The organism is Pseudomonas sp. Irchel 3E13 (assembly GCF_900187455.1).
In the GTDB taxonomy this organism is placed as follows: domain Bacteria; phylum Pseudomonadota; class Gammaproteobacteria; order Pseudomonadales; family Pseudomonadaceae; genus Aquipseudomonas.
Genome location: NZ_FYDX01000026.1, coordinates 42,392 through 63,615, shown reverse-complemented (window position 1 = coordinate 63,615; position 21,224 = coordinate 42,392). Strand labels below are relative to the sequence as shown.

Here is a 21,224-nt window from a genome sequence, read left to right as displayed (position 1 = left end):
TACAGAAAAGGCAGGACTCTACGAAAACCCAGACAGGGACGTTAGTGGAATTTATACGGCTTTCGGACGGAGCCTAGGCTTAGCTCGCGGTAGCTCCGATCCGACGAAGACATAGCCATGATTGAAAGCTTCACGTCGCCGATCATCCTGACGGTCTAGTGCCTCCTTAACGAGGGCAATGCGCGTTTGCTGTGCCGCCAGTGCTTCAGCATGCTTTTCCAGTTCATCTGCCACATTGTGGATGTCATCAAGTTCAGTAATACCATCCAACCATTGTGCGGCCACGACCTGGAACAGCGCCGGCTTAAAGAAACGGAACCGGTCACCCTTCTTGAATCCCGCCGGCAACATAACTAGACCGATGAGGACATCCGAGAGGGTCAACGTGTCTAGATAGGTTTCATCTCGGGAGACGCCATTGCGATGGATGTAGATACTGGCGCTCAGCGCTAAAGGCCCGTAGTAGTCAAGAGACGGGAAACGCCGCGTAATACGAGTCCACACATCCTGAGCACGTTCGCTAAACTCAGCACCAATCGGGTCAAATGACATTTGGGCGAGTAGCTCACCTGCCAACACCTCTAGACGGTTTGCCGGAAGATCGCCTTTACAAATCGCGAGAAACTCACCGGTATCAGCAAGCTTCAATAGTGCCTGATGGGCAGATCTTTCCTTTCGCGCAAGAATACTAGTTGCGCGGTTCTGGAAGTCCAACGCTCTAGGGGGAAGAAGCACCTTGTTCGGTACATCCCGAGCAAATGCGAACGGGTCACGGTCGTTCACGGGCGGACCGGCACGGAAATCCGGGAACAACGAGAGCATGTCCGGCTCCGCTAGCCAAGGCGTAGTCTCGAAGTACGTGTTCGATAGGGATCCATCGTAGCGGGCCTTTACCGCCTTACCATCAAGCCCCCAAACAACCTGCCTCGTCCCACGGTAGGGTTGAACCATGGTGAGATACCCTGCGTAGAGGTTAGGGATAAGCTCAAGGTCCGCAGTCGATACACGCAATTCTTTGCTGCGGTCATAAACCTTGCCTGGACAGCCAGCACCTGGTTTCAACGTGTAAACAGCATCGTCGCCTCTTGGGGATTGAACCCCGGTGGGCAACAGCGAGGAGCCATGCTGAAGGTATGCGTCTCGGAGGACAAATGATAGGCCTTCCGCAACCTCCTCTTCAGTAAGAAACAGCCGAGGAAGCACGCCACCGTGAGCCTTATGACGGATTGCGCGGCCAATGCAGTGCCCAGATTCGACAAAAAGCCAAACCACCTCATGGTCAGAAACGGCAAGACCATTTTGGATGTGTTGCGATAACGGCATCCACGACTGAGGAATCAAGGTCGTGCGAAGGAAAGAGTCGATCGCCTCCTCACTCACATCAACGTATTGTCCCTGCGGGTCAATGATTGATCGCTCGAAGTAAGAACTACGGATAGCGTCGTAAAGGGAGGTGAAGCTAGCCCAGTTAAACGCACTGCCATTACTACGTACACAGAAGTCATAGCTTGGGGCGCCAAGCTTGAGGAAGCGGAGCTGCTCCTCATGCCAGTTGCGTCCTAGAGACGGAGCTTCTACCTCAGCATGCGGATTGCCGCTCATCCCTTGTGCTTGAGAACATTCTTCCTGCTGACGCTCAACTGTGTACTGGTCAATGCTCAGACTACGAAGACGGGCTCGACCAGCGCGCTGCCAAGCCTGCGGCAAAGAGATGCCGGTCATGAGATGCAAATTGTAGGCGAAGAAAAGTTGAATATCTGCCCGAGTAATCGGGCCTACTGCAAGGGAGGGCCAACGACCGAAACCGGCACGCAGGTCATGCAGATTTTTGTAACGGGCGAGCTTTGCAAAAAACTCCCGGAGAAGGTCCGGGTTTTCAAAGCCAGGAATGTCCAGTCCGCGGCACAGGCGCCTCACAATACCTGCGAATTTACGAACATCGGATGCCTCAAAAGTAAGGCGTTTAAGAGATGAAAGGGCTCGGCTCATCACATTATCCTTCGAAGTCGCACAAGCGGAATGCCTATGCCTACGGGTATGCGCGATGACTATGGTTGCTGGCTGACCTGGTCCGTGCGCACGTGACCGATGCTTCTCGGTGTGACGATTTACCAAAGTAATGCAGATTTTCCCTGTAACTCAAAGTCTTGAGATCACTCGTATCAAGCCACGCCAGCGGCCCTTTTCAAGACCTAAATAGGATAGGTGATCAAAAAGTCGCGTGGCAAGCGAAAAATTCGGCCGCGGCGAACACGGAGGTGGTAGTGCTTAAAAATGTGATCGCACGGGTTAGGTAGCTCGCCGGGCAACGGCACACTCAGGCCCAGCCAGGAGTTGGGCTCTGTGTGAAGTCCACCCAATATCTCGCCTGCCCTCTACTCATCTGAGCTTCATAGAATTTTGCCCACTAACAGCCCAGAACACTGGGGTATCCAGAACACCGTTATGCACTTTCCATGCGGACTGGGAGCTACGCTCTGATCTCCCCTGGGCACCCGCAAGCTGGTGATTGACTACGTGCACACGTCGCGCCATTGCGAATCTATCCAGATTCACTATTGCATCAAAACTGCTTCACATGCGATGCTGATCACCTGAAGCCAAGGAGAAGCACCCCGTGAACGACATCATTTCTCTCATCGAAAAATCCGCAAAAGCCAAAGGTGACCTGACCTCCGCGTCCATCCGCATGCCAAAAGAACTCTATTCTTTTATCGAGGGCCTGGCCGACCAGCTCGATCTCAGCCGGCAGGAGACTATGCTGAAGCTGCTGGAAAAAGGCGTTGAAGCTGCCAAGGCGGCAATGAAGCTTGATGACGAGGTAGAGGCCGCCGCAGAAATCGATGCGCTGCCCGCATCGAAATTCCACATTCTCAACACTAACAAACGCAATTCCGTACAAGATCACGAGCGCATGCTCAGCGAGGGCTGTGCGGCTGCGTTCTACCATCCTTGGAAGCTAAACATAGATCGCATCCAAGAGGGCGATGTAGTTTTCCTGTATGAGAATGGTAAGGGGATCGTTGCTTACGGCAACGGCACCGGAATGACGGAAAAACGCATTCACGGTGGTTTTTTAGAAGAATGTCACTTCCAGCGTCTGGAGGGGTTTAAGGTTCTACCAAAACCGATCTCGGCGGCGGAGATAAAGAAGACCCTGCAAAAGAATGTGGTGCTATTGCGCACTATGTCAGCCATGCCCGAGGGCCAGTTGCTACTGGACCTGATCAAGAATCGGGGTTGAGGTATGTACTCACACTCTCCCTGGTTTATGCACCCGCTAGGCGTGCAGGTTGGTGTCCGTTGCACTTAGGGAATGGTACAACGGGCACCTTTTAGAGCTTTCCAACCAAAAGAGCAACTCGGAGTTCCAGCGCTGCTGGGCCATCCGACAGAAGCAAGGAAACGATCTATGCCAACACTTGATGAACTGCGTCAGCGCCCTCCAGTCACTGCGAGTGAAGTGATTCGTTTTGAAGGATCACTACCCACCTACGTGTTAATCGAAGGACAGATTAATGCCCTGGCAGAGGAAGTATTAAAGAAGGATCAAGGTTTCATTGAGAGAGTCGGTCGGAGCCTGGGCCTAGTGAGGTCCCAGCCTAAATGGGAAGGCTGGAGCGGCTGGGGGGCAGGCCGGAAACTGAAATGCGCCGCATTGGAGCTCGCCGGTTGGAGCTATGACGAAAGTCACCTTCCATATGAACAAGCTGCTCATGCCTTTGAAAAGGTGAGACTAGCCCTGCTGTCCCCAGAGTGTCAGTCCGCCGACGACCTGCTCAACATTCTCCAAAATTGCAACGAGGTCAGAGTGAAAACTCAGTGAATATCTGAAAATCGCGAGCGATGAGATCAGTATCTGCTTTTCGTGCTTGATCATCTTCACGAGCCTTGACGACTTGTCTTAATGCGATCCCATTGAGCATCCCCTCATCAGGTGCAGACTATCAGCTAATCCCTCGGGGGGATTGCATTGTGGCTAGAACCCACTGCCGTTTGTGTCGAGGTCAAAAACCCTTCCAGGGCCGCTACCAGCGCGTCCCGGTGCGATATTCAACAGTTCATCGACTTTCCTGCCCAAGCTCGCTCTCCCCAGGGAGATTGAAAAGGCTGAATGTCAACTTGCAGAAATATGCATGTTTTTTGCTGTTTTTCCCAACCCTACTCATCTGCCCTCGCTAATGAGGCACTCTCGGTTTGGTGAACATTGATAATCAGTTTTTAAATGCCGGAACTCAGAGTTGGACGACTGATACCAACTCAACGTATCGATACTTCTTCCGGGCAGCTCTCGTAGCTTCTTGCTCAGCTAGCAAAGTACTCAGGGTGTCAGCGTCATAGACAAAATCGAACGCCTGGCCTTCGTACTCATTCCCAACCCGCAACGTTACCCTCAGCCGTGCCCGAATGACCTTACGGCCAGTCTGCGCAGCAGGCTTCTCTATTCGCGTGCTTGCGCCTGCACTGCCAAACAACGCGCGGCGCATTTCTTCCTCTAAATCTGTAGTCATGGTCTTCTAAAAAGTGAGATGTCGAATGGCGGCTGAGGGAGGGTTTACCCGGAAAGACACAGAGCCCGTTCACTCAGCCATGTGATAGCAGGGCAGAAATTTTCAAGGGTTTGCGGAAAAAGGGCAATCGCTACACCGCAAGCAACGTTTACGTGCTGATAGACGCGATCGTCGTGAGCCCCTGACCCGTCCGCTCTTCACTCGCCGGTCGCTTCCTCTTAAAGTGGCCGCTATAAACGAAGTGTACCGGTACGCATCGTCGAACGCAGAATTTCATCATTTGGGAATGCTATGGACCAGAACCCATATAGTGCGCAACATGAAAATGCTATCGCAGCCCTCGCTGCGGCTGAAGTAGGCTTGCAGGAGCAATACGAGCTCTACGGTCACATGCATCGCTTTGATGAAGGCCAGGCCAAATTGGCGCTCAAAAATGCTGAGGTGAAACTTGAGGCGCTCGAGCAGGAATGCTCCGTATTGCAGAACGCATTCCGGTTCGATCCTTCCACAATCCAAGGCATCGCCTATCGGATGAACCGCTCGTGGCTCGGGCAAGCATTCGATGCAATGACCGGGCAGGTTCCTAAACCACCCAAAACTTCCGAGGAAGAGAAAACCAAGCTTGCCGCACAAGCAGCTCGGCGGGATGCATTGCTCGGGAAAGACGGAGAGTTAGCCACCCAGCAGCATCTGGTAACGAGGCTTCGATACGACCTTCAGTTTCATTCTACCTTGGACTGGCTCGAAACCGACTCCGACTACGCAATCTTCAGTTCGCAAATCGCACGACTCAAACCAGTCGTCGAAGGCCTCTCAGCCAGTGTTGCTCGGTTTGAAGAGCATGTTCGTGAGCCACGGGAGCTTTGCCGTGAATACCGCCAGCGTCTGGGTCTGGCCAAGGAAAAGCTGGCTCAAGCGATCAATTTCCAAGATCGCTACCAGAAAGTACCACCGCAGTCAGTGGAGGCCGCGAGAGTTAGGGAGGCTTGCAGTAACTACTTTGGCACAGATGATCTGGCTAGGGTCGTCAGACACAAAACCAGCGACGTTAAGGATCTTGAACGTGAACTGGCCAAGTGTGAGCAACGAATATCAATGCTGCAGCAGCGTGATAGCAGAGTCATCGAGCGGCTGATCATTGATGGGAACAACCTCTGCAATCGTGGACGGGGCAAAAATCAGCAGTTTATAGGACTGGACGCTTTAAGTGCGCTGGTTCCAGAACTTCTATCAAAGTGGCCTAGCAGTGAGATAATTCTGGTATTCGATCCTGGCATCACGAGAAAGCTTCGGATGTCCTGGGAAGAGATTCAACGCATCTTCCCCGCGCCAGTGGAGACGTACCGAGTCGTAGGCCGCAGCGCCGATGAAATGATCATTGAATTGGCAAATACACCAAATGCTTTCATCATCAGTAACGATCGATTTAGCGAGTTCAGCAACCGGCCCGCACTAAAGGAAAACAGAGTTTTCGACCATGGCATTACCAAGTCAAATATCTTGGTGAATGAGCTGTGGATTTCAGTGAACTATTCCCCTTCAAGCTGAGCGCACTCGAACTTTGGAAATATCAATGCTTGCAACTAGGAGTTTTTATTCTTTAATCACCTACTAGAAAACCGCAATCGGAGTGCAGACTTGGATAGAAAAATCAAGAAGATAACCATGCTTTAGCCATAATCAACGACAATCAAAGTATATCAATACAGAATCGAGGATAAATCATGATAAAATCAATAATACCTAACCAGAGAAAAACACTACCGGAATTTTCAAAGCTAGTCATATTTGTAGAAGGAAATACGGATGCAGCCATTGTTGAAAACATCTTGTACGCCATGGCCCCACATCTTGACCCAACCATTAAGGTTTGCAATGGAAAACATCGCATAGCAAAAGCCATCAAAAACCTTACTAACGAGGGGAGCACTAAATATATAGCATTGATAGATGCTGATGAACCAAGTGTATTTGATTCTAGAGAAGAAGCGAAGCTTCAACTCGGCAACCCTTCGATACCTGTATTTTGTGCCGTACCTACTATCGAAGCCTGGCTGTTCGCTGATGACAAAGTCGCTAGTTCTCTAGCAAAGAATAACTCTGCCATGCGCACTATCGAACGCATGCCATTGCCAGAATCAATTCCCTACCCAAAATATTTGGCAAGCCAAGTTCTAAAAATTGGGAAATCTCCTAATAGATATGAAATATTGCGAAGCTTAGATATTCACAGAGCAGCAGCCAGATCTCCCTCGCTGAGGAATTTCCTTGCTGGTATATGTGAAGTTTTAGAGCTGAAATCGGGCTTACCAAGTCATTCAATGTCATCTACAGTGAGTCGTGACGTATTTTCTACGTTGCTACGCGAACTCCCAGGGGAGACCATAGCGTGGCGGACGCTTACTGGTGAGACTTATAGCGCGGCGGAGTTGGCTAGGAACATTGGAGAGGGGACAGAGATTGGCAAGCAGTATATGACTGAATTGCTGAGAGTTGCTCGAGATCTTACGCTACGGAAAGCCAAAAAATGACTATTTTCTTCGTCACTAATAGCGACAGCCAAACCGCAGACAATCTTGCAGTTGCAAAGAAGATAGCTGCACATACTGATATAAAACTATTTGATGGCGACGCATTGCGAGATAGACTTCATGACCAACTATTGGGAGAGAAACGCGCTATTTTCTCGATGAGCCACGGTTCGAGCGTAGCAATTATTGACACCGATGGCATTGGAGCAGTTGTGGAGAATGACGGGGGCGCATTGGCGGGTTTCAAAGTCTACGCTTGGGCATGTCAGACCGCTAATTTTTTAGGCGGCGTAATGGCGCAGAAAAATATTCACTGGTGGGGCTATGATGCTTCCATAACAGCTCCCGATGGCCGAAAGGAATATCTCGACATTTTTGCTGAAGTCATGTCGGTTGCGAAGAATAACTTCGAAGATGGCATTGATCATTCGAGCGTCGAAAAAATTCTCGACCTAATAAAGGAAGCGTGCCACGCAGCGGAAAAAAAGCTGGACAGTTTCGAGTCAATTGAAATTGAAGATGTCATCTCCCTATATTGCTGCTGTCAGCAAATATGGTCTCGTCTTTGTGTATGGCTACCTGGAGAAAAACAACCTATCAAACACAAGGATGCTCCCCCTATATACATTAACATGTAGGCCAAGCTCACAAAGACTCTGAGACCCAATACAAAATTGGAAAATTAATATTACTTACTTTACATTTTTAGAGTGTCCGCTTGGAACTCTATTGGGCCGGCCAGCGCAAATCCTGGCCGGGCTATGACGTAGATTTTGATGAGGCCTATGCCGACTACTGCAGCTCACTTAGCTTGTCATCACAAGCCTTCTTCAGCGTATTGGGGTTACCGTCGGTCCTAAATCCATCGATCGTCTCGGGACTGAATTTATTCGTCTTTTCCTTCGTCCCCCGATCAGCTTTGTAGTAGGCCAACATTGCAGCTTTAGCATTGTTGGCTGCCTCGCGCATAGATTCGGGTTCAGCCGCACTCACACAAGCTGCCAAATTCTTCCGGATTGTGGGATACGCAGCTTCACGCGCAGCGATCAATTCGCTCTCCTTATCCTCTGCAACCTGCTTCGCAGCTTTGCGAGCTGAAGGTATCAATCGATTTGACACCTCCGTAGTCGCAGCCGCCGCGACATCAGGATCGCTCAGGACCGCTCCCATAAAGGCGAGAAACTCCTGTTCATTCTGTGATTCGGTCAACAACACGGTGATGGTAAGCGGAACAGTCGTATCCTCACTGCTCAGGGTGGACCAAGGCGATTCGTACGGGCTTGAATTAGGAATATCTAACTTATAGAGCCGGGTCATCCCAGGTTCCAAGGTGCCAAGGGACACTGCAGCAGCGGGATTGTCCTCTAGCGTAGGATTAGTTCCAGGTGGGGTAATTGCAAAGAAGAGCGCCGATGTGCGTACCTTGCTGGGGCGCAGGAATCGTGTGTCGATTGGCGCGATGTAGTTAGCGACCACTGGACGAATGGTGAAGGCCTTGGAGTCTTCTGAGAGGACTATGCGCCCTTCGAAAAGAAACTCAGGTACGCCGGCGAGGTATAGTCCGCTCTCATCAAGTCTGCTCTTGGTATCGGCAGGCCAGTTGGACCCTAAGGGAAGTGCCCAGTGCTCGTCAGCTGGTCCCCGGGTATTAAATCTCCCGCGGACGACCTGAACACATTGCGGGAAGTCGCTAGCCATCGATTCAAAGTTTCGTGATCCTCGTATCGACCAAGTCTTGCTTTCCCCGGCCTTGGTCAGGGCCTTCCCAAGCAGGTTGACCCCCTGGCTTATAGCGCCAGCCGCCGCCGCTGCCAGGAATGATCTGGTTTGCTCGTCATTTGATTTTTGATCGGTCAGAGGTGTGAAAGAAATGCATTTACCGATCGCCACTTGCAATCCGGATACTGGGTCCGCCTGCTTGAATTCGTGCATGTCTTGGTGAATGTTTTTATTTGAGCACCCTGCCAAGAGCAGCGCACCGCCAAAAACGGTGAATAGCCTTTTTTGGATCATCGTCCGGACTCCGCATTGTTATTTGAACTGCTCTATCATTCGCCGTTGGTATTTAGTGCGACAGAAGTTTTAGTAGTGCAGGTCTCCCGCCCTTGTTGGCAGTCAGCAATCCAAGCGCTGTATCGAGCGACCGTTGTATAAACACCTGGGCGCTCCCTGATCGCGCAGCCCTCTCCCCAACTAACGATTCCAGCGAGGTAACGTCGGTTATCAGCCAGCCTTACGGTCAGTGGTCCGCCACTGTCACCTTGGCAAGAGTCCTGTCCGTTTGTACTTTTTGGATTAGAAAACCCCGCACATACCATGTAGTCAGGGATACGCCCGTCATAAGAAACGATGTCATTGCACGTTTCCCGGGAAACGATCTTCAAGTCCACGGTCCGTAAATCACGAACCCCTTCTTTGGCTCCGGGAGACGTTGCCCCCCACCCAGTCACCCTAGCATTGCTCTGAGGGGCGAGAGCTTTGTCCTCCTCCTCCAGAGGCAGAATCCGAATCGTGTCTGTGTTGCTGCCAGTTGCTGATGACGCGAGTTGCAATAGCGCCAGATCATGTCTTGGTGGCTGACCGGGAATGTCATCAACTGGAGGGACTGCCGCAAGGTAAAGCGGGTTTACATGGACCGCCTTCACCTCAATGCGCCTTGCACCACCATAGGTCCCCACATCAGTGGAGCCCACAAGCACACTGATCTGGGACGCTCGAGCATCTTTGCCTATGCAGTGAGCAGCAGTTAGGACCCAGGAGGCAGCGATTAGGACGCCTCCGCAGAATGGTCTTCGATCCGGCCCGTAGTTGTTGCCGCGAATCAGCGCGACTTGCCACGGATCATCTCCTTGATTCGCCTCCCTACCACCGATGATTTTGGGCTGTAGCAAGATGAGTTCATAGCTGGGTGACCGATAGGTTGTGCTGAGCCAATCAGCCTGAGACAGGCCTAAAGGCAATATCAGCAGAATCGCCCCAAAGAAGAGTTGGCGGATAATCATCTCGAGTTCTCCGTCATTAGGCTGATGCTCACGACGTCGGGGGGAACATCTGGACTATCCAGCCGCATTACCAAGTTTGATGGGGACACCCCTTGCGCTTCGATTAGAGCTCGAAGACGCAAACCATGCAGTAACGCGGCTTGGGCCGCTTCAGTAGCGTTCTCGCCGCTGAAAACTCCAACGTTGATCTCGATCGTGGAGCGCCCCCGGCCTAACTTATCTCCCCAACGATCTATGACCGCTAGGTCACTCGGAGTGGGAAAGTCGCGGTCTTTGAGCTTGATGCTTTCAGCAGACATGGTCTGCGGCCGGACACTGCCAACATAGCCGGTGGTCCCGTCCTCAAGCATAACTTGCGTCCAGCCTTCGGCCGCTTTGTCCTCCAAGACGGCTACACGTTGCCCTTGCTTGATACTTGCGAGCACTTTTGAATTTGATTTCGTCGGAATATTTCTGACATTTACGTCATACTGAGCGATTGCTGTTGTGTTTATGCGCCCTCTTAACTCGGGGACTCTCAGCGCTCCCCCGAGCACGCCAATATCTATTTTCTGCTGGACTATACCGTGCCTTTCGAATTGAAAATCTTCTATAGGAAAACGTGGAGGTTCCAAGAAACTCAGTCGAGCTCGAGCAGCCGTAGTAAATATTCCTGTTGGGTATCTATCTATGAAGGCACTTAAAGCACCAATTAACTGGTCGTCAGACTTATTGCTTACTGTACGGACCCATACTTCCAACTCATCATTCGCTAGATTATGATTGTCCATGAACATCACCCGCCCCGCGTTATAGCTCGCGATCAGTGGGTTTTGCCGAAAATTGGTCATGCGACTAACGACACCGGACGTCATGCCGAACACTTCGAAAGCGGGCTGATTCTCGGTCGTCAGCAACCGAAGTAGGCTTCGAGTAAAGATACTGCCATCACGTGGATCATCTCTATCAGTTAGGCTAAACGAAACTTGCCCAGCCTGAGCCGCAAAGAAGATTAAGAATCCCTTAGGCTGCAGATTTTGCCGAGCCCCTGACGCCATATATTGGTTTGGCACGATAGCTTCGATAGCGGCGGGCGGTACTGCATCCGTGAGTCGGAGCGGCTCTTCTCTAACTGCTGTAGAAGAAAATGGGCTACTCCGACAGGCATCCAGAACAATAACTGTTAGTCCAGCTCGTGTCTGCTGAATCTCTCGAATTAGATAGCTTAAGCTGATGTACCGGCTAGTCTCGTCCCCTGCTGGACTAGGTTCAGCGTCTGCCGGCACCAAATAATTTAAACCGTCTACCTCGATACCGTGACCGCTAAAATATAAAATCGCTATATCGCCGGGCTGCAAACTATCTTTAAATATTTTGAATTGCTTGAGCAACGGAGTTCTGGCCAGATCACTTGCGGGCTGTTGATCTCCGGCATGTTGCGTCAAGAGCATGATGGACACGTTCGGGTCCAGTTGTCTCAAAGCCTTAGAGACCAGCTCTGCATCGTGCTGCGGAGTATCCAGATGCTCTGGTTTCGCATATCTATAGTCCCCAATACCGACAACGAACGCGCGCTTGACCGGCGCTGCCTTCTCTTGAGCCCAAGCAGGAAGACTTGCTAGGTCCGGAGCGGGAGGGTACTGAGCTGCGGCAAGATGGGTCCCACCGAGCATAAATAAGCTGATGGCACCGAGGAAGTGCCCGACTGGTTTACAAGCATGAATAAATGTCGCCATCTCCCCCCCCTTCAAGCCGGCAACAGATTCATGCAAGACTAGCCGCGTAATGGCCACAAGCCACCCTCAAAGTAAAATTTTATCGGGAAGCTCAAGCCATCACGCTGCAGGTAGCACTTAGCGCGTCATTTTCATCAACCGCTTCGCCCAATCTCTCTGCACACCAAACAACTCACCTAGGGCTTCCCAACTCACTTGCTCGCCTTTCCTGACCAGGTAAGCGGCCGCAGCAAGGACCTCCTGCTGATTGGGCGAATAGATTCGTTGATCGAGCCGAGAAATCGCCTCCTCTAGCCAGAACGGCAGCAGATCTGGGTATTCCGTGATTCTGCTACGCGACAGATGCGCAACGTGACAGGCTTCGATAAATCGGTCTGGCCATTCTTGAAGCAGCCAAGCCGCACGCAGCATTAAGGTGAGCCTACGTTCGCTGCGTAGATACTCGAAGTCCTGCCTGGACGGAGGCAACGCCGGCGTACCGAGCTCACCACAAAAAATTGGTTCAAACCTGGGCCCATATCTGCAGTTCAGCAACCTCAGTATTGCTCTGAGCCCGATGAAAAATGGAATGCTGCACTGCGCATTAATGTGCAGATACCTCCAGGGCGAGAGCTCGGGATGGGCGATCAATGTGGTGATAAAACTCAGCGAGTGGCAGTCCGGCCATTCAGGTTGTCGTGGACTTACGCCACCCAAATCAAGAGAGCATTGATAACAATGGCGGAGATCCTCGACGTAGGGAATTTTGTGCCTGCCAATGCCATGACGATGGAACATCACCGGCGCATGACACCGAGGGCAGTCATCCTCCATCGCGCAGTAGTGCACGGGGCAAATCACTGTGGACGCAATGCGCCACAACATGCGGTAGTAGGGGGTTGAATCTGTTTTCAGGCACAACGGGCAGTACTGCACTCCAGCACGTTTGTGGTCTCGATGATAGACACCTAACGCCAGTAGCCAGGTAACGTCTCCATGCAAAGGCAGTTCCGGAAAATACGTCCCTTCATAAGCGCTCAGCGTCATGCTACGAAGCACTGAGAGCGGCTGCTGTGTTTGCTCATTGACCAGTTGGAGAAATTGCTCTGATGGATGTCGATCAATGTCCCGCGTCCAAATGGCGCCCTTGTACCCCAGCAAACTGTTGAAGAATGTGTGCAAGGGAAAGCCATTTGAAAAGGCCAACCGCACCAACCAGGAGGAAAGGATTTCGCCCTGCTTAGGCTGCGGATGGATGGGCAGCATCTATATCTCCGCGGTCAACCTCTTTCGTTCAGACGGTGGTATGTACCCACACTTGTTCAACACGTCAGTCGTAATCTGTTCTTGGCCACCCTTGATCGCATAGGTGCAAGCTTTGTTCAGCAGCTCCGACAGCTCGCCAATTGTTCCCTCGCACAAGGCCGCCAATTTCATGGCCATCATCGGCTCAACCAAGCCAGAAGCGTTTCGCAACGGCAAGACTTTTTCAAACGAAGCAAGCAGCCGGTTGAATTCAGACCCCACCTTCCATCGTGGGAGGATCTCGGATGGGAACCGATTCTGGATCTGGGCATCAATGCTCACCGCACTGATCAGCGTATCGTCACCGACACCGACTATGGATATCCTAAGCTGATTGGTTAGGTACTTAACGGCGTTCAGAAACTCACGCTGCGCAGGCGCTGTGAGGGAAAGCATGTTGTGCATCTCATCGAGGATAAGAACCTTGAGCTGTACCTTCCTGAGTATCTCAACCGTCCTCGCGCGTTTGTCAGCAACGGTTCCGTGAGGAAGTCGCTTCAGCAATGGCTGGATGATCTCGGTGTACAAACCTGCCTCGGTAGGCTTTGGTGGGGTTTGAATCAAGAGCACCGGAACAATGATGTTCTCTCCCCCCGGATTGTCAGAGGGGAGATGCCGAGCAGCGAAGCGTCCAACCAGCCCGCTTTTCCCATTGTTGGTGCGGCCTATCAACAACATGTTCGGCATCCGAGTGACCCTTGGATGGGTGAAGAGCCACTCAAGCTTCGTATCGATCTCTTTGGCGCGAGGGTATCCCAACCATCTAGGAACCATGAGTTGATCAATTCGCTCCGAGTCGCTCATTTGTCGGCAGCTTTCGGCAAGCGATTCCACTAGGTGTTCGAAGTCGCTCATGGCATCAACCTATCTCGATTTCGTCATAGGGCTCGACGGCATCTGGAGAGACCACCACTGGCTCAGACACAGATTTCGGTTCGGGTACAGTATGAACACCCGCCCACCCTTTTCGCCTTTCGGCCATGCGCCGCTTTCGCTTCTCAGAGGAGCGAGCTTTTTTAGCCAATCGAGTCTTCTCGATGGCTTCCTTTTCAACAGCACGCATGCGGCGCACGCCTTCGAAAATCGCGGCTTCGTTGACTTTGCCGCCTGGTGCCTCAAGGATGCGCCGTGTCACTTCGCGCAGCTCCCAGACGCTGATAGGAGGATGACTGGAATTGAAGTACGGGATCGGATGATAAATTTTTTCGTCAGGGTCAAGAAAGTAAACGACGCTGATGTCTCGAGGGTCCTGAACGAAAATGAATGTACGCCCCTTTCCGTTATCCCCTTTTTCAACGATGCGGCTACGTAAGACTGGGGCGTAGTAGTGAATACCATCAATCTTCGCGCCGTGACGTTGGACGGTCCTCAAGAAGTAGGGAGTAAAATCCAGCCGGAATTTTTCTTCGTTCTCTATGGGTTCAGGCAGTCCCACGCCAGGCTTGTCCGGCGTACCGTGCACGCACTGACTGTAATAGTTGATCGGTGAAATACCACCAAGCCCCTTGTGCGGTTCGTTGTGGTAGACATAAACAACGAAGATCGTGAACCACAACTCAAGCTCCTTCAGCGTCATACACGCCTTGCCCTCAGAGTCGTAATCGAGCTTGTCGAGGGTGTTGGAGAACGTGGTCCCTGGCAGTTGGTGACCTTTGGCCATGAAGGTCCGGAATGCACGCTCGATGTGCGGGCCATAATTCGGCTGTTTCCTAGGCCGGTTTTCCAAGATGATCCCGTATTCATCACATCCACGGGTAAGGGCACGGCCCCTGAATTCTTTCGCGTTATCCACGTGGATTTTCTGCATCAGGCCATAGACAGGCCACTCTGCGGGAATGTCTCGAGCCGCTAGCCAGTAGCTCTTTTGCATCACGGCATGAGCGATGCAGAGTGCCGCGGAGTTCGCCCCAACCGGGTCTAAAGAAAAGAAGAATCCACCGATCATGCGCGTGTGCACGTCGATACTCATGGTGAGGTTTGGTCGACCAATAGGAAGACGATCGACCTCGTCGACGATGATCACGTCCACAGGGGTGTGGTCAATCTGCACTACTGAGTTAGGAACGTCCGTCGTAGGGAAGGATCCTCTCAAAGGTCGATACTTGTCTTTTGCAGACCTAGGACCCAGCCGTTTTTTGTGCCGCTCTTGCTCATCAATACCCCTGACCCGCTGGTGAATTGTGTTGATATGCGGAGGCTGTAAACCGATTTCTTCACACTCGGTTTTAATATCGTCATGCAGCTTCTTGACGGACGGCCGCTCTTCAACCAGGTAAGCGGTCTCAATCCACCTCTTGATGACATCTTCCAACTCCTGGTCCAGACGAAACTGTCCCTTGTCCTGCCTGGCCGAACGCAGCAGCGAAGAAACCAGCCCCGTTTCCTCAAACCGCTTGATCCATCGGTAGATCGTCGAGACGCTTCTACCTGATGCTTCAGCAGCAGCCTGCACTTCTTCCAGGCTTTTCCGGCCATCCACCAGCAACGGCTGAATGAGCTTATGACGTTCAACTGCTTCGGCCCAATCGCGATCCTCAGCGAAAATATGTTTAGCGGTGAGAGTGGACTCGGCCACCGGAGAAGCTCGCAGCTCAGCAGCACGAACAATCTGCGTTGACTGATCTTCGGCCATGCGGACAACAGCCTCTAGCAAGCCTTTGAGTTCCAAGACAATGCAGGCTTGGTTTCGCCAATAGGCCAAGCTGCCAGGGCGAATCGTTTTCATGACTGAGCCTCTTTCATCGGCCAAATTCGCGAGTTCATGGTGAGCTTCAGATCCAGGTCACAGCCAATATCGCCGGTGGCGAGCATATGCCAGAGAGTTGGGATCAAAAGCGCCCGACCTTTGGGATCTGAAGACAGCGCATGCAGGAGGAAGTCGGGGTCAGCCTCACCCAGATCCCAAAGCACATTGAGGATGTGGTCCCTCATCACGGGATCAACCTTGCGAGCGATGTACGGCCATAGAAACTTCACATTCGCAAGGTAGACGGTTCGAATTTCCACCTCGGTGTAAACCCGGAATATCCAGCCCTTTTCCTTGCAGTACGCCTTTGCTGCCCGAAATTTAGGCAGGTAGGTGCGCCATGCGGCGCGGAAGTCCTCTCGAAACTTCACTTCATAAAGAATTGAAGGCTCGGGAGGATCAAGATGCTGAAATTGGATCAACCCATCTGGCGTATACGAGCGAGCGTTGCCCTTCTCATCGCGGTAGCTGACAGTCAAAGGCTGCGGACTGAACAGCCTTACCCGCCGATCAAAGCGGATGAGCTCCATCATGTCTCGCTCCAAGGTCGATTCGTACCTACCCATTTTGGGCACCGACCCCGTAACGCCGCGAGACGTACGGCTGATTTGACGGACTGGCTTCCCGAAAGAGTCCATGATTTCTCAAATTCCAATGTATTTGGTGAGTTTTTAGCATTTTCTGATAGGTCTTACAGTGGTTCGCGCCCGACCCCGGGCGAAATCACCCTCGCCCATCACGGCGTCCTGTTTCTCGATGAACTCCCCGAGTTCGAGCGCCGCGTGCTGGAGGTGCTTCGCGAGCCTCTGGAATCAGGCGAGATCGTGGTGGCGCGGGCGCGGGACCGGGTACGCTTTCCGGCACGCTTTCAACTGGTCGCGGCGATGAACCCTTGCCCCTGTGGATATCTCGGCGACCCCACTGGCCGCTGCCGTTGCAGCAGCGAAATGATCCAGCGCTACCGCAACAAACTCTCCGGCCCGCTGCTCGACCGCATCGACCTGCACCTCACCGTCGCCCGGGAAGCCACCGCCCTCTCACCCACCACCGACAACGGCCCCGACAGCGCCACCCTCGCCCATCAAGTCGCCATCACCCGCGAACGTCAGCAGCGCCGACAGGGATGTGCCAACGCCTTCCTCGATCTGCCCGGCCTGCGCCGGCACTGCGGGTTATCCACAGAGGACGAGCGCTGGCTGGAGAATGCGTGCGAGCGGCTGACCCTTTCACTGCGCGCCGCGCATCGCTTGCTCAAGGTGGCGAGGACCTTGGCGGACCTGGAGGAAGCCAGGGATATTCGCCGGGAGCATCTCGCGGAGGCGTTGCAGTATCGGCCGGCGGGGCAGCAGTAAGAACTGTGCCTGGGTAACTTCAGACGAATCGACCTTGATGCGTACAATGCTCTGTACCATGATTCGCTCTCAGTTCATCCCCGCCTGCTCTCCTACGGAAATCACATCATGCAGATTCTTACTTTCAGCGAGGCACGTGCCAATTTGAAACAGACCATGGATGACGTTTGCCGGGATCACGAGCCGGCGGTGATTACCCGCCAACGCGGTGAACCTGTAGTGGTCATGTCCCTTGAGGATTACAACTCGATGGCGGAAACCGTCTACCTCCTTGGTAACGAGAAGAATGCGGCATGGCTGCGCGAGTCCATTGCGCAACATAAAGCTGGAAAGGTCTTCACGCAGGAGATGTCATTGAATGTCCCAACAGAAGACTAAACAGCGCAATAAACAAGAAGCCCGCCACAACGTTTCAGTCTCTTTCACCCCCAATGGCTGGAAGGACTACCAGCATTGGAAGGCCAGTGACGAGGCAATATCCGCAGTGATAGATCGACTGATTCTGGAGTGCTTGCGAACGCCTTTTTCCGGCTCGGGCAAGCCTGAAGCACTCAAGGGCGACCTGAGCGGCTATCACTCCCGCCGAATCACCATAGAGCATCGCCTGATCTATCTCTATGAAGCGGGAACGCTGACTATCCTGGCCTGCCGCTACCACTACGCGTGACGCCCGCCAGCACCGCATCCACCAGCGCTTTCGCCATCTCCGCCTGCTGGGCGATCCCCAGTGCCATCGCCTGGTCGTTCAAGCACAAGTATTCGGCGCTGTCGTGGGCGAAGGCCTGGACACTGTTGAGTATCTGGCTGACATGGACCAGCGCGTCTTCGGCACAGATGCCTTCGCGGGCGATGAACATCGGATTGCCATGGAAATCGGTCGGGCCGAACGGGACCGGGCAGGTCAACACGCGGGTGAGTTCGAGGGTCGGGGGATCGGGGACGGGCTTTTTCATCTTGCAACTCCTATGCAATGGAGCTGCCGCCATGGCGCTGCGAAACGGATGGGGTGGCAGCTGTACGCGGGTTCGCAGACCGGGCATAGGAACCGGCGCACCCGAAGGTGCCCCGCGCACAACCGCCATAACAGGGACACACGGACCAAAGGCGACCCGCGATCTGAAATGAGGTTCTGGCTATGCTCTGGGCTGCGACACCCGATCACTGAAAATCAGCGACGCTCGGAGCCTAAGCAGCCACCCAGGCGGGCGCAACAGAGCAACAGGCCGCGGAGTATGATTCAGAAGAGCCCTACAGAAAACGGCTACAAGGCATTGTGAAATCTATTGTTTCGAATAACAGTTGAAACCATCAGCGCCCACCACGCCAGAGAACTCCATGCCCGCACTCCTCCAGGACTACCCTCTTCTGCTCGGCATTTTCCTGCTCGGGCTCGATCTGCTGCTGTGGCGCGCAATTCCCCTCGAGAAGCGCAACTGGCGCATCGCCGCGCGGGTAGTGGCGTTCCTGCTGTTTACCGGGGTGCTGCTGAGCGCCGGGATCAGCCCGCTGCAGCCGCCGCCCTGGCCCGAGGATGTCGCGCGCAATCTGCTGGCGACGGTGCTGGAAATTGTCTGGTGGCTGTTCGCCGCGCGGACGTTGACGGTGGTGATCGGCCTGTTGCTGATTGCCCGCAGCGGGCACACCGGACGGCTGTTGCAGGATGTGGTGGGCGCGGTGATTTTCCTGGTGGCGATCGTCGCCGCCGCGGCCTATGTGATGCAGTTGCCGGTCAAGGGCCTGCTGGCGACGTCCGGGGTGATGGCGATCGTCATCGGCCTGGCGCTGCAAAGCACGCTGAGCGATGTGTTCTCCGGCATCGTGCTGAACACCACTCGGCCCTATCAGATCGATGACTGGATCAGCATCGACGGCACCGAAGGCCGGGTGATCGATATCGACTGGCGCGCCACTCGCCTGCTCACCGGCAACGGCAGCATGGCGGTGATCCCCAACTCGGTGGCGGCCAAGGCCAAGCTGCTCAATTTCAGCCGGCCCAACGATGTTCACGGCGTGTCCATTACCGTGGTGGTGCCGGCCAGTGTGCGACCGCGCAAGGTGCTGGACGCGCTGGAAAAGACCCTGCAAGGCAGCAGCGCGCTGCTGACCACGCCCAAGCCGAAGGCGACGATCAAGGCTTCGACCCTGGAATCGGTGGAGTACGAGGCCAGCGGCTTCGTCAGTTCAATGGACCAGAAGAACCCGGTGCGCAACCAGATGTTCGACCTCGCCCACCGTCACCTCGTCGCTGCCGGCGTCATCTGGAATGGCGACAGCCAGCCCCGCCCGTGGAGCCGCCAGCGCAGCCTGCTGGAGGATGTGCGGATCTTCCGTGCCCTGAGCAGCGAGGAAAAAGACAGCCTGAGCCAGCGCATGATCGCCATCGAATACCCGGCCGATCAGGTGATCCTCGGCCTCGATCAGGCTTCCGAGCATGTATTGGTGATTGGCACCGGCGTGGTGTCGGCGGCGGTCCACGACGGTGAGCGGCTACTGGAAGCCGGGCGCATGGGCCCGGGCGAAGTGCTGGGCGTCGAAGGGCTGCTGGACGGCGACGCCTCCAACGCCGAATTCCGCACGCTGACCAGTTGCCTGCTCTATCGCATCGACAAGGCCGAGGTGCGCGACTGCCTGGAGAAACGCGACGAGGTGAAGGCTGCACTGAGCAAGCTGCAGCACGTGCGCGAGCAGAACAGCCAGTCGTTGGTTTTGCAGAAACCCGCCGTGATCAAGAAAGGCGGTTTCCTCAACTGGCTCAAGAAGGCCTAAAGCACCACGCGAAGGCACTGCCCGGCGTGATACAGCGAGAACCCGGTTTCATAGAAACCGGTCCGCAGCGCGGGCACCGCCACCGGCTTCATGGGTGAGAACGCAATCGGCAGCGCGTCCGGATCATCCTGCAGCAGGAACTGCGCGAACGCCTTGCCGATCACCGTGCCGGTGGTGTTGCCGCGACCGTTGTAGCCGGTCACGGCGACGATGCCCGGCGCTGGCTCGAACAGGCGCATCAGGTGGTCGGGGGTGAAGTCGATGCAGCCGGTCCAGTGCATTTCCCACTCGACCTTGCCCAGTTGCGGGAAGTAGTGGCTCTGGATGCGGTCGGCCCAACTGCGGACGAACCATGCCGGTTTGTTGTCGACCCGGCCGAGGCTGCCGAGCAGCAGGCGGCCCTGGTCGTCGCGGCGGATGCTGCTGAGCACGGTGCGAGTATCCCAGGAGCCTTGGCCGTGTTTCAGCACGTTATCGGCGGCGGCGCCGTGCAGCGGCGCCGAGGCGACCTGATAGTAATAGCCACGGAAAAAGTGGCGCTGCAGGTCGGTCCAGTCGCCTTCGGTGTAGGCGCCGGTAGAGATCACCACTTTCTCGGCGCTGACGGCGCCTTTGGCGGTTTTCACCTGCCAGCCGCTGCCGTTGCGCGCCAGTCCTTGCACCGGGGACTGTGGATAAATCCTGCCGCCGAGGCGGGTGACCGCCTCGGCCAGGCCGCGGGTGTAGGCCATGGGGTTGATGGTGCCGGCGCGGCGGTCGAGCAGCGCGGCGGAAATCTTGTCGGTGCCGCAGTAGTCCTCGCAGCGGGCGCCGGTGAGCAGTTCGACGTCGGCGCCGCGGCGGGTCCATTGTTCGTGACGGGCTTGCAGGTCGGCCACGCCGGTGGCGTTGTGGGCCATGTGCAGCGTGCCTTCGTTACGCGCCTGGCAGTCGATGCCGAGGCGCTCGATCAAGGCGAACACTTCCGCCGGGGCTTCGCCCAGCAGCGTGTTCAGGCGGCTGCCCTGTTGCTGGCCGAGGGTGGCCTCGACGTCATCGGGGCGAATCCAGGTGCCGGCGTTGACCAGCCCGACATTGCGCCCGGAACCGCCGTGGCCGATGACGCTGGCTTCCAGCAGCACCACCGACTTGCCCTGTTCGAGCAAGTGCAGCGCCGCCGAGAGACCGGTGATGCCGCCACCGATCACACAGACATCGGCCTTGACCTCGGCCGCCAATGCCGCAGCGGGCGCCGCGGGCGGGGTGACGTATTCCCACAAGCATTGTTGACGCAGTTCGGGCATGGCCTGGCTCCGGCGGTGGTCATGTCATTTTTAG

The 21,224-nt window shown here is 54.5% G+C and carries 19 protein-coding genes and 1 pseudogene; 9 read left to right on the top strand and 11 right to left on the bottom strand.

The window, feature by feature from the left end; translation table 11 throughout:
- Positions 1–51: 51 nt before the first annotated feature.
- Positions 52–1,989, bottom strand: coding sequence for a hypothetical protein (locus CKW37_RS30865; protein ID WP_095159887.1), 1,938 nt, complete (start codon positions 1,987–1,989; stop codon positions 52–54).
- A 628-nt stretch (positions 1,990–2,617) separates the two neighbouring features.
- On the opposite strand from CKW37_RS30865, the gene CKW37_RS30860 reads away from it, so the two are divergent.
- Positions 2,618–3,244 (top strand): hypothetical protein, encoded by a 627-nt coding sequence (locus CKW37_RS30860; protein WP_095159886.1) that lies wholly within the window; start codon positions 2,618–2,620, stop codon positions 3,242–3,244.
- A 168-nt stretch (positions 3,245–3,412) separates the two neighbouring features.
- On the top strand, positions 3,413–3,826 hold the full coding sequence (locus tag CKW37_RS30855; RefSeq protein ID WP_095159885.1) for a hypothetical protein: 414 nt from the start codon (positions 3,413–3,415) through the stop codon (positions 3,824–3,826).
- 409 nt (positions 3,827–4,235) lie between these two features.
- On the opposite strand, the gene CKW37_RS33395 is transcribed toward CKW37_RS30855, so the two are convergent.
- Positions 4,236–4,511 carry a hypothetical protein gene (locus CKW37_RS33395; RefSeq protein WP_095159884.1) on the bottom strand — a complete coding sequence of 92 codons (276 nt, stop codon included), beginning with the start codon at positions 4,509–4,511 and terminating at the stop codon, positions 4,236–4,238.
- A gap of 291 nt (positions 4,512–4,802) precedes the next feature.
- On the opposite strand from CKW37_RS33395, the gene CKW37_RS30845 reads away from it, so the two are divergent.
- From CKW37_RS30845 to CKW37_RS30835, 3 genes are all read left to right on the top strand, one after another.
- On the top strand, positions 4,803–6,059 hold the full coding sequence (locus CKW37_RS30845) for a hypothetical protein (RefSeq protein ID WP_095159883.1): 1,257 nt from the start codon (positions 4,803–4,805) through the stop codon (positions 6,057–6,059).
- Between the two features lie 176 nt (positions 6,060–6,235).
- Positions 6,236–7,042: a DUF4276 family protein gene (locus CKW37_RS30840; RefSeq protein WP_095159882.1), complete on the top strand. Its 807-nt coding sequence runs from the start codon at positions 6,236–6,238 to the stop codon at positions 7,040–7,042.
- Complete coding sequence (locus CKW37_RS30835) at positions 7,039–7,680, top strand: hypothetical protein (protein ID WP_095159881.1); 642 nt, start codon at positions 7,039–7,041, stop codon at positions 7,678–7,680. Before CKW37_RS30840 ends, CKW37_RS30835 begins: the two co-directional genes overlap by 4 nt.
- A gap of 154 nt (positions 7,681–7,834) precedes the next feature.
- Here the strand turns inward: CKW37_RS30835 and CKW37_RS30830 are convergent, their stop codons facing one another.
- From CKW37_RS30830 to CKW37_RS30800, 7 genes are all read right to left on the bottom strand, one after another.
- The gene (locus CKW37_RS30830) at positions 7,835–9,055 is read right to left on the bottom strand and encodes a hypothetical protein (RefSeq protein WP_095159880.1); all 1,221 of its coding nucleotides are present in this window, start codon (positions 9,053–9,055) and stop codon (positions 7,835–7,837) included.
- A gap of 35 nt (positions 9,056–9,090) precedes the next feature.
- On the bottom strand, positions 9,091–10,044 hold the full coding sequence (locus CKW37_RS33890; protein WP_095159879.1) for a serine protease: 954 nt from the start codon (positions 10,042–10,044) through the stop codon (positions 9,091–9,093).
- On the bottom strand, positions 10,041–11,759 hold the full coding sequence (locus CKW37_RS30820) for a caspase family protein (RefSeq protein WP_143502174.1): 1,719 nt from the start codon (positions 11,757–11,759) through the stop codon (positions 10,041–10,043). Before CKW37_RS30820 ends, CKW37_RS33890 begins: the two co-directional genes overlap by 4 nt.
- 117 nt (positions 11,760–11,876) lie before the next feature.
- On the bottom strand, positions 11,877–13,004 hold the full coding sequence (locus CKW37_RS30815; protein ID WP_095159877.1) for a TniQ family protein: 1,128 nt from the start codon (positions 13,002–13,004) through the stop codon (positions 11,877–11,879).
- Entirely contained in the window at positions 13,005–13,898 is an 894-nt protein-coding gene (locus tag CKW37_RS30810; RefSeq protein WP_256587897.1) for a TniB family NTP-binding protein, read from the bottom strand. It abuts the gene before it with no gap.
- 4 nt (positions 13,899–13,902) lie between these two features.
- Complete coding sequence (locus CKW37_RS30805) at positions 13,903–15,768, bottom strand: helix-turn-helix domain-containing protein (RefSeq protein WP_095159876.1); 1,866 nt, start codon at positions 15,766–15,768, stop codon at positions 13,903–13,905.
- Complete coding sequence (locus CKW37_RS30800; RefSeq protein WP_218241408.1) at positions 15,765–16,322, bottom strand: TnsA endonuclease N-terminal domain-containing protein; 558 nt, start codon at positions 16,320–16,322, stop codon at positions 15,765–15,767. Before CKW37_RS30800 ends, CKW37_RS30805 begins: the two co-directional genes overlap by 4 nt.
- A 165-nt stretch (positions 16,323–16,487) precedes the next feature.
- On the opposite strand from CKW37_RS30800, the pseudogene CKW37_RS30795 reads away from it, so the two are divergent.
- The 3 genes and pseudogenes from CKW37_RS30795 to CKW37_RS30785 form a co-directional block, all read left to right on the top strand.
- Positions 16,488–17,141: pseudogene (locus CKW37_RS30795) on the top strand (ATP-binding protein); the annotation flags it as partial.
- Between the two features lie 108 nt (positions 17,142–17,249).
- Positions 17,250–17,519 (top strand): type II toxin-antitoxin system Phd/YefM family antitoxin, encoded by a 270-nt coding sequence (locus CKW37_RS30790; RefSeq protein WP_095159874.1) that lies wholly within the window; start codon positions 17,250–17,252, stop codon positions 17,517–17,519.
- Positions 17,500–17,808, top strand: a complete 309-nt coding sequence (locus CKW37_RS30785) for a Txe/YoeB family addiction module toxin (RefSeq protein ID WP_095159873.1) — start codon at positions 17,500–17,502, stop codon at positions 17,806–17,808. Before CKW37_RS30790 ends, CKW37_RS30785 begins: the two co-directional genes overlap by 20 nt.
- Here the strand turns inward: CKW37_RS30785 and CKW37_RS30780 are convergent.
- Positions 17,777–18,094, bottom strand: coding sequence for a DUF6124 family protein (locus CKW37_RS30780; protein ID WP_095159872.1), 318 nt, complete (start codon positions 18,092–18,094; stop codon positions 17,777–17,779). The genes CKW37_RS30785 and CKW37_RS30780 overlap by 32 nt on opposite strands.
- A gap of 382 nt (positions 18,095–18,476) precedes the next feature.
- On the opposite strand from CKW37_RS30780, the gene CKW37_RS30775 reads away from it, so the two are divergent.
- Positions 18,477–19,907, top strand: a complete 1,431-nt coding sequence (locus CKW37_RS30775) for a mechanosensitive ion channel family protein (RefSeq protein WP_095159871.1) — start codon at positions 18,477–18,479, stop codon at positions 19,905–19,907.
- Here CKW37_RS30775 and CKW37_RS30770 read toward each other — a convergent pair.
- A complete protein-coding gene (locus tag CKW37_RS30770) occupies positions 19,904–21,190 on the bottom strand; it encodes an FAD-binding oxidoreductase (RefSeq protein ID WP_095159870.1) in 1,287 nt (428 codons plus the stop codon). The two genes, CKW37_RS30775 and CKW37_RS30770, sit on opposite strands and share 4 nt — an antisense overlap.
- Between the last annotated feature and the right edge of the window lie 34 nt (positions 21,191–21,224).

What these genes read in the sequence shown, in the direction of transcription:
- CKW37_RS30805 (WP_095159876.1), bottom strand. Translation starts at nt 15,768, where the DNA reads ATGAAAACGATTCGCCCTGGCAGCTTGGCCTATTGGCGAAACCAAGCC.
- CKW37_RS30855 (WP_095159885.1), top strand. Translation starts at nt 3,413, where the DNA reads ATGCCAACACTTGATGAACTGCGTCAGCGCCCTCCAGTCACTGCGAGT.
- CKW37_RS30780 (WP_095159872.1), bottom strand. Translation starts at nt 18,094, where the DNA reads ATGAAAAAGCCCGTCCCCGATCCCCCGACCCTCGAACTCACCCGCGTG.
- CKW37_RS30815 (WP_095159877.1), bottom strand. Translation starts at nt 13,004, where the DNA reads ATGCTGCCCATCCATCCGCAGCCTAAGCAGGGCGAAATCCTTTCCTCC.
- CKW37_RS30810 (WP_256587897.1), bottom strand. Translation starts at nt 13,898, where the DNA reads ATGAGCGACTTCGAACACCTAGTGGAATCGCTTGCCGAAAGCTGCCGA.
- CKW37_RS30845 (WP_095159883.1), top strand. Translation starts at nt 4,803, where the DNA reads ATGGACCAGAACCCATATAGTGCGCAACATGAAAATGCTATCGCAGCC.
- CKW37_RS30865 (WP_095159887.1), bottom strand. Translation starts at nt 1,989, where the DNA reads ATGAGCCGAGCCCTTTCATCTCTTAAACGCCTTACTTTTGAGGCATCC.
- CKW37_RS30790 (WP_095159874.1), top strand. Translation starts at nt 17,250, where the DNA reads ATGCAGATTCTTACTTTCAGCGAGGCACGTGCCAATTTGAAACAGACC.
- CKW37_RS30770 (WP_095159870.1), bottom strand. Translation starts at nt 21,190, where the DNA reads ATGCCCGAACTGCGTCAACAATGCTTGTGGGAATACGTCACCCCGCCC.
- CKW37_RS30840 (WP_095159882.1), top strand. Translation starts at nt 6,236, where the DNA reads ATGATAAAATCAATAATACCTAACCAGAGAAAAACACTACCGGAATTT.
- CKW37_RS30800 (WP_218241408.1), bottom strand. Translation starts at nt 16,322, where the DNA reads ATGATGGAGCTCATCCGCTTTGATCGGCGGGTAAGGCTGTTCAGTCCG.
- CKW37_RS30775 (WP_095159871.1), top strand. Translation starts at nt 18,477, where the DNA reads ATGCCCGCACTCCTCCAGGACTACCCTCTTCTGCTCGGCATTTTCCTG.
- CKW37_RS30835 (WP_095159881.1), top strand. Translation starts at nt 7,039, where the DNA reads ATGACTATTTTCTTCGTCACTAATAGCGACAGCCAAACCGCAGACAAT.
- CKW37_RS30830 (WP_095159880.1), bottom strand. Translation starts at nt 9,055, where the DNA reads ATGATCCAAAAAAGGCTATTCACCGTTTTTGGCGGTGCGCTGCTCTTG.
- CKW37_RS30785 (WP_095159873.1), top strand. Translation starts at nt 17,500, where the DNA reads ATGTCCCAACAGAAGACTAAACAGCGCAATAAACAAGAAGCCCGCCAC.
- CKW37_RS33395 (WP_095159884.1), bottom strand. Translation starts at nt 4,511, where the DNA reads ATGACTACAGATTTAGAGGAAGAAATGCGCCGCGCGTTGTTTGGCAGT.
- CKW37_RS30820 (WP_143502174.1), bottom strand. Translation starts at nt 11,759, where the DNA reads ATGGCGACATTTATTCATGCTTGTAAACCAGTCGGGCACTTCCTCGGT.
- CKW37_RS33890 (WP_095159879.1), bottom strand. Translation starts at nt 10,044, where the DNA reads ATGATTATCCGCCAACTCTTCTTTGGGGCGATTCTGCTGATATTGCCT.